The sequence below is a fragment of the Cytobacillus sp. GQ23 genome, from assembly GCF_059758675.1.
The window spans coordinates 101,094-115,472 of the sequence record NZ_JCAXER010000011.1 but is presented as its reverse complement, the minus strand read 5'-3'; the positions used below and the strand labels follow the sequence as shown (position 1 = coordinate 115,472).

14 protein-coding genes are annotated in these 14,379 nt (G+C 45.4%); 8 read left to right on the top strand and 6 right to left on the bottom strand.

The annotated features are described in order from the left end of the window. Positions 1–45 precede the first annotated feature (45 nt). Together AC6CHU_RS11320 and AC6CHU_RS11315 are read left to right on the top strand one after the other, a co-directional pair. Entirely contained in the window at positions 46–3,798 is a 3,753-nt protein-coding gene (locus AC6CHU_RS11320) for a S8 family serine peptidase (protein WP_498121664.1), read from the top strand. 142 nt (positions 3,799–3,940) lie between these two features. Continuing rightward, positions 3,941–4,426, top strand: a complete 486-nt coding sequence (locus tag AC6CHU_RS11315) for a hypothetical protein (RefSeq protein WP_159863557.1) — start codon at positions 3,941–3,943, stop codon at positions 4,424–4,426. Between the two features lie 493 nt (positions 4,427–4,919). Here the strand turns inward: AC6CHU_RS11315 and AC6CHU_RS11310 are convergent, their stop codons facing one another. Next, a complete protein-coding gene (locus tag AC6CHU_RS11310) occupies positions 4,920–5,069 on the bottom strand; it encodes a hypothetical protein (protein ID WP_201306513.1) in 150 nt (49 codons plus the stop codon). A 160-nt stretch (positions 5,070–5,229) separates the two neighbouring features. Here AC6CHU_RS11310 and AC6CHU_RS11305 point away from each other — a divergent pair, with 160 nt between their 5' ends. The 6 genes from AC6CHU_RS11305 to AC6CHU_RS11280 all read left to right on the top strand — a co-directional run bounded on the left by AC6CHU_RS11305 (position 5,230) and on the right by AC6CHU_RS11280 (position 8,273). Next, positions 5,230–5,934 (top strand): DUF421 domain-containing protein, encoded by a 705-nt coding sequence (locus tag AC6CHU_RS11305; protein ID WP_251283851.1) that lies wholly within the window; start codon positions 5,230–5,232, stop codon positions 5,932–5,934. Between the two features lie 102 nt (positions 5,935–6,036). After that, positions 6,037–6,846 carry a hypothetical protein gene (locus AC6CHU_RS11300; RefSeq protein WP_159863559.1) on the top strand — a complete coding sequence of 270 codons (810 nt, stop codon included), beginning with the start codon at positions 6,037–6,039 and terminating at the stop codon, positions 6,844–6,846. 194 nt (positions 6,847–7,040) lie between these two features. After that, complete coding sequence (locus AC6CHU_RS11295) at positions 7,041–7,526, top strand: sigma-70 family RNA polymerase sigma factor (RefSeq protein ID WP_159863560.1); 486 nt, start codon at positions 7,041–7,043, stop codon at positions 7,524–7,526. A gap of 73 nt (positions 7,527–7,599) precedes the next feature. Further along, positions 7,600–7,818 carry a DUF1659 domain-containing protein gene (locus tag AC6CHU_RS11290; protein WP_159863561.1) on the top strand — a complete coding sequence of 73 codons (219 nt, stop codon included), beginning with the start codon at positions 7,600–7,602 and terminating at the stop codon, positions 7,816–7,818. 36 nt (positions 7,819–7,854) lie between these two features. After that, positions 7,855–8,073 carry a DUF2922 domain-containing protein gene (locus tag AC6CHU_RS11285; RefSeq protein ID WP_159863562.1) on the top strand — a complete coding sequence of 73 codons (219 nt, stop codon included), beginning with the start codon at positions 7,855–7,857 and terminating at the stop codon, positions 8,071–8,073. A gap of 62 nt (positions 8,074–8,135) precedes the next feature. Further along, the gene (locus tag AC6CHU_RS11280) at positions 8,136–8,273 is read left to right on the top strand and encodes a YvrJ family protein (RefSeq protein ID WP_159863563.1); all 138 of its coding nucleotides are present in this window, start codon (positions 8,136–8,138) and stop codon (positions 8,271–8,273) included. 52 nt (positions 8,274–8,325) lie between these two features. Here the strand turns inward: AC6CHU_RS11280 and AC6CHU_RS11275 are convergent, their stop codons facing one another. From AC6CHU_RS11275 to AC6CHU_RS11255, 5 genes are all read right to left on the bottom strand, one after another. Further along, positions 8,326–9,198, bottom strand: a complete 873-nt coding sequence (locus tag AC6CHU_RS11275) for an AraC family transcriptional regulator (RefSeq protein WP_159863564.1) — start codon at positions 9,196–9,198, stop codon at positions 8,326–8,328. Between the two features lie 81 nt (positions 9,199–9,279). Beyond that, positions 9,280–9,729 carry a helix-turn-helix domain-containing protein gene (locus AC6CHU_RS11270; protein ID WP_159863565.1) on the bottom strand — a complete coding sequence of 150 codons (450 nt, stop codon included), beginning with the start codon at positions 9,727–9,729 and terminating at the stop codon, positions 9,280–9,282. Positions 9,730–9,945: 216 nt separating this feature from the next. Next, positions 9,946–11,520 (bottom strand): sensor domain-containing diguanylate cyclase, encoded by a 1,575-nt coding sequence (locus tag AC6CHU_RS11265; protein ID WP_498121660.1) that lies wholly within the window; start codon positions 11,518–11,520, stop codon positions 9,946–9,948. 120 nt (positions 11,521–11,640) lie between these two features. Further along, positions 11,641–13,152: a malate:quinone oxidoreductase gene (locus tag AC6CHU_RS11260; protein ID WP_159863567.1), complete on the bottom strand. Its 1,512-nt coding sequence runs from the start codon at positions 13,150–13,152 to the stop codon at positions 11,641–11,643. Between the two features lie 274 nt (positions 13,153–13,426). Next, on the bottom strand, positions 13,427–14,368 hold the full coding sequence (locus tag AC6CHU_RS11255) for a PfkB family carbohydrate kinase (protein WP_498121658.1): 942 nt from the start codon (positions 14,366–14,368) through the stop codon (positions 13,427–13,429). Positions 14,369–14,379: the final 11 nt, after the last annotated feature.

Below are 14,379 nucleotides of genomic sequence, written 5' to 3'. Positions count from 1 at the left end.
AGTTTGGTTATACCACTATTTTTTTGTAGAGGAGAATGTGCAAGAATGAGAGATTTCAGGCTTAAAAAATATGTAACCGCTGCCATGGCTGCAGCAATGCTGGCTGTTCCGCCCCTCCAGGCTTCTGCCGATGACTCAGGGAAAAGCATCTTAAAAGGAGCAGATGGCAAAGCGTCCGTAACAGATCTGCAAGGGCTGAATGCAAAAGCAAGCAAAGGCAAGCATGTCATCACTCTTATTACAGGTGATGTCGTGACTGTAACGGAATTTGCAGATGGAAAGAATATCATTCATGTTGAACCGGCAGACCCTTCCGCCAGCGGAGCGCGTATTTTGACGGCCAACAAGGAAACGTATGTCATTCCTGATCAGGCTATGCCTTATCTGGCATCTGGATTTTTGGACCAGGACTTATTCAATATTACGGCTTTAATTAAAGATGGCTATGATGATGAGAATCAAAAGGAATTACCTGTCATCATCCAATACTCCGAGTCCAAGGGCCGTTCTGCTAATGTTCTTCCAGCCCCAAAAGGCTCAAAGAAAACCCATGTACTTGAAAGTATCGATAGTGTGGCAGTCTCTGCTGATAAGAAGGAAACAAAGGAATTCTGGTCAGAGATTACCAAAGGAAATAAAGCTGCTAAAAAGTCTAAGGCTGCACTGGCTCCCGGCATTGAAAAGATCTGGCTGGATGGCCGGGTCGAAGCATCTCTTGAACAAAGTGTCCCGCAAATTGGAGCTCCTTCAGCCTGGGAATCCGGCTATGATGGATCAGGCGTAAAGGTGGCTGTTCTGGATACAGGAATTGATTCTGCGCATCCGGACCTGGCTGGCCAGCTGGATGAGGCTGTGAGCTTTGTTCCGGGAGAAGAAGTAACCGATATGCATGCACATGGAACCCATGTGGCCTCCACAGTGCTTGGGACTGGAGAAGCATCAGAAGGACGGAATAAGGGTGTGGCACCAGGTGCACGCCTCCTTGTAGGAAAAGTACTAAGTGACGACGGCTTTGGCCAGGATTCCTGGATTATCGATGGAATGGAATGGGCTGCTGAAAATGCCAAAGTCGTCAACATGAGCCTGGGCAGTCCTGAACCAAGCGATGGAACGGATCCGATGGCTCAGGCTGTAAACAATCTCAGTAAAGAAACAGGCTCCCTGTTCGTCATTGCTGCCGGTAACACTGGCATGGAAGGGATTGGATCACCAGGAGCCGCTGAAGCAGCCCTTACTGTCGGCGCAGTGGACAAGTCAGACAATTTAGCCTGGTTTTCGTCCAAAGGACCCAGCTTTGGAAGTGCTGGATTAAAGCCTGATCTCACCGCTCCAGGAGTCGGAATCATAGCAGCCCGTTCACAGCATACGGACAAGGGAAGCGGCTTTTATATGAGCATGGATGGCACCTCAATGGCCTCTCCTCATGTTGCAGGCGCTGCAGCTATTCTTTCCCAGCGTCACCCCGACTGGACCGGAGAACAGCTTAAGGAAGCTTTGATGAGCACGACCAAGAAGATTGAGGACATTAAACCTTTTGAAGGCGGGACAGGCCGTCTTGATACAGTCGCTGCACTTGGTGAAGTAAGAGCTACAGGTTCCCTTGATTTCGGATTCTATGACTGGCCGCATGAGAATGATGTTCCGGCTGAGAAGACCATTACGTATACAAATGATGGCGACCAGGATGTGACATTGGATCTGTCAGTGTCTGTCAAAGATGTGAATGGCACTGATGCACCTTCTGGAATGGTAAAGCTATCGGCTGAAAAAGTGACTGTTCCTGCAAAGGGAAGTACCGATGTCACCGTTACACTTGACCCGAATGCCGGTGATTTTGGCACCCGATATCAGGGACATATCAGCGCTTCATCAGAGGCGCAGAGCGTTGTTCATACTTCACTGGGCATGATCAAAGAAGATGAAAGATACCCGCTGACTATCAAGGCAATCGACCGGGACGGTGAAGCTGCCTCTGCATACTTCTATCTTTTAGGACCAACTGGCGAACCACAGTTTATGTCAGTGGAAGGGACAAAAGAGCTTAGACTGCCGAAAGGAACGTATTCGGTTATGTCGATGATGGATGTGGATACAGATACAGATCATGCTGGAGTGGCACTTGTCGGCGACCCGGAAATTAATCTGGAGGGCCCTCAGACCGTTATGCTTGATGCACGCAAAGCCAATGAGATTACAGTAGATGTTCCGAAGAAAACAGAAGCCAATTACCGGAAAATGGAGTATTTCCGCAGCATTGAAGGTAACGAAGTGAATGACATTTACATCGTCCCAGCAGTGGTGGACAAAATGTATGCTGCCCCAACAGAGAAAGTAAAAGGTGGCGAATTCACACAGGCAACGCGCTGGCGCCTGGCAGAACCACTGCTGACAATCGGTTATAAAGGAAAGGAACTGGATGATATCCCGCAGGCAGGAAGCACGCTTATAAACGGAAAGGATAATTTGAAGGCTGTCTATGCAGGGAATGGATCACCGGATGATTATAAAGGTCTCGATGTAAAAGGAAAAGCCGTCATTGTGCAGCGCAGTGATGAATTAACCGGATCCGAACGTGCGGCAGCAGCTTTAGCAGCAGGGGCAAAGCTATTAATTACTGTCAATGATGGGCCAGAGGAGCTAAGTGAATGGGTAGGAGTAGAAAATGAAGATTTCTCACTATCCGATAGCCCTCTTCCAGTTGCAGGCATCAGCGGCACTGAAGGCAAAGAACTGATTGAAGCGGCCAAGTCCGGAAAATTGACCTTAAAAGTCGAGGGTACTCCTGATTCGGACTACTTATATGACTTGGTGGACATGCATCATCAGGCAGTTCCTCAAAAAGTGGACTATTCACCGAAAAAGAAGGAACTTGTCCAAATCAACTCTGAATATAAATCAGATCGCCCTGCACCTGGTGCCGAGTTCCGGTACGATATCCTGGAACACAGCTTTGCCGGAGTTGGCTTCCTGCAGAAACTTTCACTCCCGTCCGTGAGAACAGAGTGGGTATCGGCTCAAAAAGGAACTTCCTGGTATCATCAGGCTGGAGTCCTTGATGCCCAGTGGGAAGTAAGACAGCCAAAAGTGGAATACAAACCAGGTCAAACATTGAATGAAGAATGGTTTTCGCCTGTAGTCCGCCCTCGTTTTGGCGCCGGCTTTTGGGCTCCATACCGTTCCGGCAATTATTTGATCCTCAATGTTCCTGCCTGGGCTGACTCTGGCCCTGGACATACAGGTGCTGACATGAATTACCCTGGCGACCAGACATTAAAGCTATATCAGGGGGATAAGCTGGTTAAAGAGGGAGCGGGCCAGGCCCTCTACTTATTTAATGAGTTTCCGGCAGAGAAAACCCAGTATAAACTTATAAGTGATGCTGCCCGTGATGCAGAGCGCTGGAACACATCAGTCCGTACACATACGGAGTGGACATTCTGGTCCGGGAAGCAGGAAGGATACCAGAACACACTTCCACTGATTTCCCTGGATTATAAAGTGGATACGGACATGGCCGGCAATTCCCTGGCCGGTAAGAAGATTAAGCTTGATTTATCAGCTGTTCAAATAGCCGATGCTCCTGAAAACGGCAAAATATCAGGAGCCAGCCTCGAAGTGTCCTTTGATGAAGGAAAGACATGGGAAGCGGCAAAGTTAGTAACTAAAGGCAATGGATGGTCTGCTGAAATCAAGCATCCAAATAAGAAGGGGGCCTCTGTCTCCCTGCGTGCCAGCGCATGGGATGATGCAGGCAATCGCGTGAAGCAGGAGATTATCAAGGCGTATGGATTAAAGTAATAAAGAAATGAACCAGGCTGTTAATGCCTGGTTTATTTTTTTGAACAGCGGATTGACCTCCGTGCTCTTCAGGAACGTATACTAGGCTATTTTAATATATTGGTTAAATCCGAGGCTTTATTTTTTAGAACGGAGGAATAACATGACCAATTTTCAATATTTTACAGGGACTATCAGGCAAATCACTGATTTTAACACCGAAGGCTGCCTTAAGATGATTTCCATTGAGAACGGTATGGGAGGAACCGTCCACTTCATCGTATCTCCTTCTACGTATGTTTTAGATCAAACCATGCTGTCTGCAGGGGACATCATTACCGGATATTATGACGGCAATGCTCCTGTACCCATGATATATCCCCCTCAATATCGCGCGCTTGTGGTCGTAAAACATACTTCCCATCAAAATGTAAAAACGGACCATTTTAATAGCCAGCTCATCAGCAGCGATGGCCAGCTGCAATTAAACGTCTCGCCGTATACCCGGATGGTGCTGACCAATGGGCAGGCCTTTACCGGCAGTCCCGCTAACAGAGACCTGGTTGTGGCCTATGGTCCTTCTACCAAAAGCATCCCTGCCCAGACCACACCATATAAAATTGTTGTTTTATGTTTATCCTCCATTTAAGAAAGCATGCAGTTATTTCGCGGCGCAATAGAAATAGGGCCCAATCTGGTGATTGGGGCCTTGGCTGTTTTGGATTGGGCGGGTTCGGACTCTGGGTGTTGCTTGGTGTCCGTAGGTTGGACCAGGTTCCGACTCTAAACCGGAGTTTTCTGCCTTTTGTGTCCGAAGGTGGACCAAGTTCCGACTCTAATCCGTGGTTCCATCCCTTTTGTGTCCAAAGGTAGACCAAGTTCCGACTCTATCTCGCGATACCCTGCCTTTTGTGTCCGAAGGTGGACCAAGTTCCGACTCTATCTCGCGGATTCCCACCTTTTGTGTCTGAAGCTGGACCAAGTTCCGACTTTATCTCGCGGGTTCCCACCTTTTGTGTCCGAAGGTGGACCAAGTTCCGACTCTATCTCGCGTTTTCTCTCCTTTTATGTCCGAAGGTGGACCTGGTCCCGACTCTACCCCCGGCCTCCCCTGCTTTTTTTAGTCCAAACCAAGCAGCTTATTACTCATCATCAATTTCCCCATCACCGATTTCATCCTCTTCTTCTACGTCTTCAACCTGTTCGTCTTCCTCAGGCTTTTCATCGTTTCCGCAGCCCGTTAACGTTACGAAAGAAAGCGATAGTAAAAGCATCAATAATAATTTTTTCATATAAGTAACCTCCTTTTGGCTAGTTTTTCTAAAAGACCCCTCTTCTATGTATGTTTACTAATTCGCCGCCTTCCTCCCTTTTGAATATTTGCACCCGGATAGGAAAACACTTGTATAAGGCTATACTATTTTTTTACTCAGATTAAAGGATGTGCCACAGATGGATTTTATACACAGTCAGCACTCGCTTTCTGCTTTGGAGTGGGGACTCAGGGCTGTCATCTCTTATTTCTTCTTAGTTATTGTCGTCCGGGTGCTGGGGCAGCGTGCTATTTCCCAATTAAGGCTCCTTGATTTAGTAATGGCTTTCGTCATAGGCAACATTATTGCCCATCCCTTATCAGATGAGGAGCTTGGATTAAAAGGCTCCATGATTACAACGATTGTGCTGGTAATACTTTACCTGATCAGTTTATTCAGTGTACTGAAATGGCCGGCAGTCAGAAATCTGGTGAATAGCAAGCCCATCACCGTCGTGCAGAATGGCGAAATCCTATACAAAGGCTTAAACAAAGCAAGGATTTCTATTGATGTGCTTCTGGAGGAACTGCGGGAGAAAAAAGTGGAAGATGTCAAAAAGGTGGCGCTGGCTCTGTGGGAACCGAGCGGGAATATTTCGTTCTTTTTAGATCCCAAATATGAACCTATTACACCTGCATACCTTCAAAGGAGTGCGGAACCATTTGATTTGCCAAGAACGATTATTAAAGAAGGTAAAGTGGATAAACAAACACTGCAAACCATGCAAAAGGATGAAGGATGGCTAATCGCCCATCTACAGCGTTTTTATCAGACGGAAATAAATAATGTTCTGTTAGCTACCCTGGACAGCAAAGGAACTTTGAAGATATTTTTATATCAATAATTCGGTTGTAGTTTTCACCATTCTGTCACAACTCTCTCTAATCCCCCTGTCGTTTTCCCCCTTTCATTTCGATTATCAGTGATGAAAGGGCGGTGCAAAGATATGAATCTTAAATCAGGCAGTGTGAACCAGTTTGAACAGTTTTCTCAGTTTAAAGACCTTCAGGAATTTAATGCCCATCTGGAAATGTGGCTGGCCGTATATAAAATTAAGTTTTCAAAAGGAGAACTTGTTGGGCTGAAACGGCTTATCCGTTTTGCCGCGAAGGTTCCCGGTGTTTCCAATGCAAAGATCGGGACCGTTTTAAAAGCCATTCATGCTGAATACAGCGGCAATGGCATTTCACGCTCTACTTTTAAAAGAATGATTGCAAAAGCCATAAGTCTCGGCATTTTCACTGTTCATGAAACAGAAAGAAAAAATGGCTCGCAATCCAGCAACTTATATGTATTTAATCGTTTTCCCCAAAGTGGGCCACCCAAAAAGGAAAAAATGGACCACCCTAAAACTATCAATCTTTCTAAAACTAATAACCATCAAAAGATTACTAAACGTAACGAAACCGAACTTGATTACCGCTTTACCAGTGATCGTGTTCCAAGAGCATTCACCGAGCTTGTCCAATACTTTTTCCCGGAAGCAAAGCAGATCGAGGAATTCTGGAAAATGACAGCCATTGCTGCCTATAAACATAATTGTGAACAAAATGTGAACGTTGTACAGGATTTAGCGATTCAGGCTTTTCAACAGCTGATCCGGAAAATGAAAACCTCTTCAATAGCCCGTCCTATCGCGTATTTCTATGGGATTGTAACGAAAAAATTTGAAGAACAATACTACGAAGAATTATACGAAATGGGCTTTTCAGCGTATGAAAAAGATGTTTTCGCGGAATTTTTTTATAAAAAATAAAAAAAACTTGCTTAATGCCCGTAATTCTCAAGTTAGACCCCCTAACTCCGGAATTAGACCCCTTAATTCCTGAGTTAAGGGGTCTAAACGGCCGATTTACGGCTTTTGCCCAATTCGCAAAAATAGGATAAAAAACCTATATTTGAGCTACCCGGGAATACTTTGAAAGCGCGCTTTCCTGAAGGGAATCCAGCATGGAAAGCTTTGAGCAAGTGGCAGTGCAATTTGAACCGATGATTCACCAGATTATACGGTCTTTAAACATTTATCAAAATCAGGAAGACTATTTTCAAATTGGCCTGATTCGTCTTTGGGAGGCGTGGAAACTATTTGATCCTTCAAGGGGAAACTTTTTGACGTTTGCTTATTCCATCGTTAAACAGGGACTCATTGATGAGTTGAGAAAAACCAGGATGCAGAAAAACAGCGCTGTCACCCTTAGTGAGGAATTCTGGTCATCAGTGGAATCTGTCTATACATTCCAGCCTCTCGAAAAAGAGAAGCTTCTTTCTTACTGCAGCAGCCTCACCCAAAACCAGACCATATGGGTGCTTTCGACTTTCCTCCTTGATTTGTCAACCAAAGAGATCGCTGCACAGCAGGGAGTAACTGTTTCAGCGGTAAAAGCCTGGAAAAAAGGAGCCCTGATAAAACTTAGGACTACTATTCCGCAAAACTAAAAATTTTTATCGGGCACCATGTCTTTTTTCAGCCTTCATTTCGATTATATAGGTGAAAAGGAGGTGAGCAGAAATGGCACAGGCAATCATCACTACTTCTAAGCTTCGCCTGGTTTTTGAAACAGGATTGAACGGACAGGGCAAACCTGTCTATAAATCAAAAACCTATAACAGCGTGAAGCAATCCGCTACCGCGGACCAGCTTTTCACAGTGGGACAGGCAATCGCCGGATTATCCAGCTACCCGCTGTCAGAGCTGAACAGAAATGACAGCTTCAATATTTTAGGCTAATCCCGGTTGGAAATAACGATGTGGGAGGTGAAAGGAATGGCAAAGACACTTGAAATGACATTTGTAACGGAACTGGGCAAGGAAACCAAATTATCGGTTGACAGCCCGAAGGAGCCGATTAATCCAGCTGCGGTTAAGGCAGCGATGGAACAGATCATTGCAGCTAATGCATTTGACGGCAATGGCGGGGACTTTGTTTCTATTAAGGATGCCAGATTAATAGAACGCAATGTAAAAGATTATGAGTTAGTGTAAGGAAATGAGGCCGGATTCTTAGAAACCGGCCTTTTTAAGCTATAAAGAAAGGAGCATGCCTAATGGAACAAATGGTCACCCTGATCAGCGAACTCGGCTTCCCGATTGTGGTCACGCTTTTTCTGCTGAGCCGGATTGAAGCCAAGCTTGATGTGGTCGTGTCCTCAATCCAGGGATTGCCGGATCGGCTGAAAGAATAGAAAAGCGAAAGCGCCTTGACCAAAACTATGGTCAGGCGCTCTAAAAAGGGACCTACTTTTTCGCAACCGGAATCCAGATTTCACTGCGGAAGGTGGGAGAAGCGGTATCTTTGCTTTCATTCCATAGAATTTCCGGCCCTTCTACTTGCTGGTAAGAGGATGAAGGGAACCATTCTGAGTAGATTCTTCCCCAAACATTCTGAAGCGTTTCCGGAAACGGCCCCACTGCTTCAAAGACAGCCCATGAACAGGCTGGAACCTCAAGTGATGACATTCCCTCCGGACATTCCTGAACGGTGGCAGCTCCGATAAAGTGGTCAAGCTCACCCTTTTCCTCCATTCTTCCTTCCGAAAAATTGGCTGAAGCACTGATCAGGCCAAATGGCTCTGTATCAGATAACCCTTTGAGCTTTTGAATCATTTTTTCATCCAGGCTCTTCCACATGGCTGCAATCTCCGGATTCACCCCGTTAAAAATAATCGGTACCCGTTTTTTTAAACCCACAATCCTAAAGGCCTTTTTTTCTTCTATACGATAATTCATTTCAGTTCCTCCCTTAATAGATAAATGGAAAGTCATCGGAGGATAAGCCTTAAGGGCATGGCCATTGCTCCTCGCTTCTGAAGGAGTAATGCCATGAAGCTGCTGGAATGCCCTCGTAAACGAATCCGGCGAGCTATATCCATATTGGAGCGCTACATCAATGATCTTGGCATTCTTATCCTTCAGATCAAAGGCAGCCAAAGTCAGCCGCCTCCTCCGGATATACTCGGCAAGCGTTACCCCGGCGAGAAACGAAAACATTCGCTTAAAATGGTATTCTGAGCAACACGAAATCCTTGCTGCTTCTTTGAAGTCGATCTCATCCATTAAATGCTCTTCAATATACCTCATCGCTCGATTCATATTTTGCAGCAAATCCATATCGATGACCTCCTTGTATCTATAGATTAGCAGGAGCCGCTGGTGTGAACCCGACAATACATGCACGGAAATGCAGGATTGTTATTCCTTTTTATATTTCTTTTTTAACGTGTCAGAGACAATTCCCCCGCCGAGCATGAGTACCAGCGGTCCAAAATTCCAGAAAAACGATCCGCGCAGAGGGATTTCCAAATCTGTAAAATGATTAAGTCCTAAAATGCCCAGTTTAATGAGCAGCATAGCCAGCCCGATCATAAATAAAATTTCAAAAAACACTTTCATTCTTGGATAAGCAAGCTGCCTGCTGTCCTTTATCACTTTCTCTGTCAATTCCCCGTCACTCCTTAATAATTCATCAATTGTAACTCCAAATAGATCACTCAGTTTAATAATGATTTCAATGCTGGGGTAGTTCTGGCCATTTTCCCATTTTGAAACAGACTGGCGGCTCACAAACAGCTTTTCAGCCAGTTCCTCCTGTGACCAGCCTTTCTCTTTCCTCTCCTTTTTCAGCTTTTCCGCAAAAATCATATTCGCTATCACCTTTCTCAAAGTCGATCATCTCATTATGGTAATTTTTTGGGTCAAAAGTAAAGATAGGAATGGTTGCTGGGGGGCGCACGCAGGGGTTGCATGGCTTTCCGGCGGGGTTTTTACGCCTTTTTTCCATTTATCTTAAAGCCCGCATTACTCGCTGAAAAGAGACATAAATAGGCTCCCATCCTATGCACGGGAGCCTTAATGCCATCATAATTTCGTATAGACATGCACGCAATTGCGTCCTGCCTGCTTGGCCGCATATAATGCTTTGTCCGCACGGTTCAGAAGCTGGTATAGAGTCTCCTCCGACTCTTTATCTGCCTGGGCCACACCCAGGCTCAGCGTGACCGGAATGGTTTTAGTCTCTGTCACGAGCGGATGTGATTGGAGACAGCTGCGCAGCCGTTCAGCCACTTCTGCGGCTTCAGACTCTGTGCATCCTGCTACGGCCAGTACAAACTCCTCGCCGCCATAACGGGCAAACAGTTCCTCCTTCTTCAGCTGGGATTGGCAAACAGCTGCGGCATGCACCAGAACCTGGTCACCAACGGAATGTCCATACGTATCATTAACATGTTTAAAATGATCAATATCCAAAAGAATAACGGAAAAAGGGGCAGCCGTCTTTATAGCCTCAGCGAACTGACGGGTGCTTTGCTGAAAAAAGGCCCGGCGGTTATAAATCCGGGTAAGTTCATCATAATAGGCTTGATGCTCCAGCTGAAGCTGTAAGCTTTTTAACTCCGTAATATCTGTAAAAATAATGAGCAGTCCCTTTCTCTTATGGACATGCTGTAAAGACGAGATGCGGACCTGATAAGTCCGTTTGACAGGACCCGAAGCATCCAGCTCAATTTCCTGAGTATTGTCAGCTTCCTCTAGTCTAAAAGGGAATGCGATGTCTGCCATCTTCGGCCACATCTTTTCAAAATCCTGTCCATACATAAGTCTGTCCAATGGCGGAAACATTCTTTTGCACGCCTGATTGGACTCAATAATTCTGTTGGACTCATCCAGTACAATAACACCATCATTAATGCTGTTAAAAATTGCATCTTTGGCAAAGGGCATAACGGTAAATAGCCGTGATGAGCTGATCGACCAGAAATATAGAAGTGAAGATAGCCATAGGATCATTGGAACCGGGTCGATTCCTGGAGGCGTGAATCCGACTAGATAGATAAATGCAGTCACCATAGGAACCAGCTGTCCGAACGCGATGGCGATCAGCTGCGGGCGATAGATTTTCGCAGTTTCTTTCCAATGAGAGAGAACCAGCAGAAATGCCACAAACATGCAGGAGAAGGTATACACGCCATGAATCATATACCATCTGCCAATTTCCTGATAAACATAAGGCGCACCCAGCAGCGGATCGATCTCAAAAACCCGATAATGAAGATGATGCCAATCATTAGCAGCAACCATAAGAAGCGTAATAAAGGGGAGAATAAGCAGAGCCATACAGCGTCTTAACGTTATTCTAAATCCCAGATACTGCATGATGAACAACAGTCCCAAAGGCGGAGAAAAGGCCATCCCTGTATAGAGTGCAGTGGTCCAGAACTTAATTTCCTCAAGAGTCGACGACATCAGGCCGAATGCAGAAGCAAAGCAATAAATCGTAATGGATGCCGTATAAATCATAAATAGCCGGGCGATATGAGTATACTGATGCTGTTTGGCAAAAACATAAGCACATAAGCACAAATTAAACACGCCAGATGTACAAATAAGCGTAATATAAGCTGTCAATTCCGATTTCAAGGGGGAATACCTCATCAAATTATTTTTCTTTAATGTAGCATATCAAAAGTGATATGGGGCTTTTTATGGGAAAATAATCATCCAGTCTCCCACAAAAAAAGAACCTTCATCCTTCGGATCAAGGTTCTCCAACTTTTAGCTATAAGCAAGCTCCTGCTGTTTTTCCTTTTCGCTTAGACCCAGCACCTGCCCTGTGGATTCATGAATCTCACGGAACAGCTCAGGGTGTTCAGATAGTGACATGCCGTAGGACGGAATCATTTTCTTAATTTTAAAGTGCCACTCGTCCATTTTCTCAGGGAAGCACTTCTGCAATACCTCAAGCATGACATTCACGGCTGTTGAAGCACCCGGTGAAGCTCCGAGCAGAGCAGCAACCGTGCCGTCAGACGCACTGACTACCTCTGTGCCAAACTGCAGGGTTCCTTTTCCAGCTGGTGTATCCTTGATGACCTGTACACGCTGGCCTGCCACAACGACACTCCAGTCTTCACTCTTTGCGTTTGGAATGAACTCACGCAGTTCCTCTACGCGCTGTTCATGCGAAAGCATGACCTGCTGAATCAGGTATTTTGTCAGCGCCATTTCCTTTGCACCTGCAGCCAGCATGGTGATGACATTATTTGGCTTAACGGACTTGATCAGGTCCATATTGGAGCCTGCTTTCAAGAACTTCGGCGAAAAGCCGGCAAACGGGCCAAACAGCAAGGATTTTTTGTTATCAATAAATCTTGTATCCAGATGCGGCACAGACATTGGAGGAGCACCTACTTTGGCTTTTCCGTACACCTTCGCATGATGCTTCTCGACGATTTCCGGATTATTGCAGACAAGGAACAGTCCACTTACCGGGAATCCGCCAATATGCTTGGATTCAGGGATGCCCGTCTTCTGAAGCAGATGCAGGCTTCCACCGCCTCCGCCGATAAAGACAAACTTCGCCTCATGGTTTTCAATTGTGCCGCTCTCTATATTTTTCACTTTTACATTCCATGATGCATTGCCGCCACGCTTCAAATCCTCAACGCTATGCTTGTAATGGACATTAACATTTTTATTCTTTAAATGGTCAAACAGCATGCGCGTTAACGCACCGAAGTTGACATCCGTTCCAGAGTCGATTTTTGTGGCTGCAATCGGCTCATCCGACTCACGGCCTTCCATCATCACCGGGATCCATTCCTTAAGCTTCTTTGGATCATCGGAAAATTCCATGCCCTGAAACAGCGGATTAGCTGACAGCGCTTCCAATCGTTTTTTCAAAAACGAAACATTTTTTTCCCCCTGAACAAAGCTCATATGAGGAATTGGCATAATAAAGTCCTGCGGATTAGTAATCAGGTTGTTTTCTACCAGATATGACCAAAACTGTCTGGAAAGCTGAAATTGTTCATTTACATTAATCGCTTTAGCGATATCTATTGACCCATCAGATTTTTCGGATGTATAGTTAAGCTCGCACAATGCAGCATGTCCCGTCCCTGCATTATTCCATTCGTTAGAGCTTTCTTCTCCTGCGCTAGCGAGCTTTTCAAACACTTTGATTTCCCATTCAGGTGCTAATTCTTTCAGTAAAGACCCCAAAGTCGCGCTCATGATTCCGGCACCAATTAAGATAACGTCTGTTTTGTTCTGTACGCTGCTCATTATAAACCCTTCCTTATCCCAGAATTTTGCCAAAAACTGCAGGCGCTTTACTCAGGCATCACCACTTGAAAGGCATCACCTAAGGACGCACCTTTTCCGTCACACAAAATACACATTCTATTCTATTATAATAATTGTTAGGGTAAGATAGCTAGCATTATCTGATAATTATATACTATTTTAGACAAATTAGAAAGAGGGCGGAGTATGGAGGAACAAAAACAGCAGATAAAACGATTCCAGTATTGGAAGTTTTGTCTGCTGTTTGGTACCTTTATGCCTTTTTTAGAATTTCCTGCACTTCACTCAGGCTGGGAAGACCAGTCATAGCGCCTTTTTTGGTTACGGCGAGTCCTCCTGACACATTTGCAAAGCGAATCATGGAAGCCATCTCATCCAGCGAATGATCCTCAAAAGCTTTAGATGATTCATTTATGCAATAGAGAAGTCCGGAAACGAATGCATCTCCGGCACCCGTGGTATCCACCACCTTGTAGGGCAAGGCTGGAATTCTCCCGATCTCATCTTTATAGCGGAAGATGCAGCCATCGCCGCCCAATGTAACGATTGTCAGCTTATTTTCAGGAAACCGGGATATTCCCTCTTCCATATGATTGCATCCGGTTAAAAAGGTGAGCTCCTCCTCTGAAATTTTTACAATATCGGCATAGGGAAGCGCACCCAGTATTTCTGCTTTTGCCCTTTCCTCGGAATCCCATAATCCTATGCGGAGATTGGGATCATAGGAAATAAGCATATCCATTTCCTTAGCCCTCTTCACTGCTTGAAGGGCTGCAGTTCTTGAAGGCTCATGAATGAGTGAAATCGAGCCAAAGTGAAAAATCCTGTATTCTTCGAAAATGTTCCAATCAATCTCGTCTTTATTCAGGAACCGATCTGCGCTTGGGTTAATGTAAAAACTAAAATCCCGTTCACCAGTGGGCTCTAATGTCACAAACGTAAGGCCTGTCCGCGCCACATCCGTCAATTTCATATATTGGGTATGAACCCCATATCCCTCCAGGGTCTCCTTAAGAAAATGCCCAAGCACATCGTTGCCGACTTTCCCAATAAAGGCAGCCTTTCCTCCAAGCTTCGAGACTCCAACCGAAACATTGGCCGGTGCCCCGCCTGGAGCCTTTTGATAAGCAGTATTTTCAAAATCAAGGGGGATAAAGTCTATCAGAGCTTCCCCTAAACATAGAACTCCTTTCATAGCACACCTCA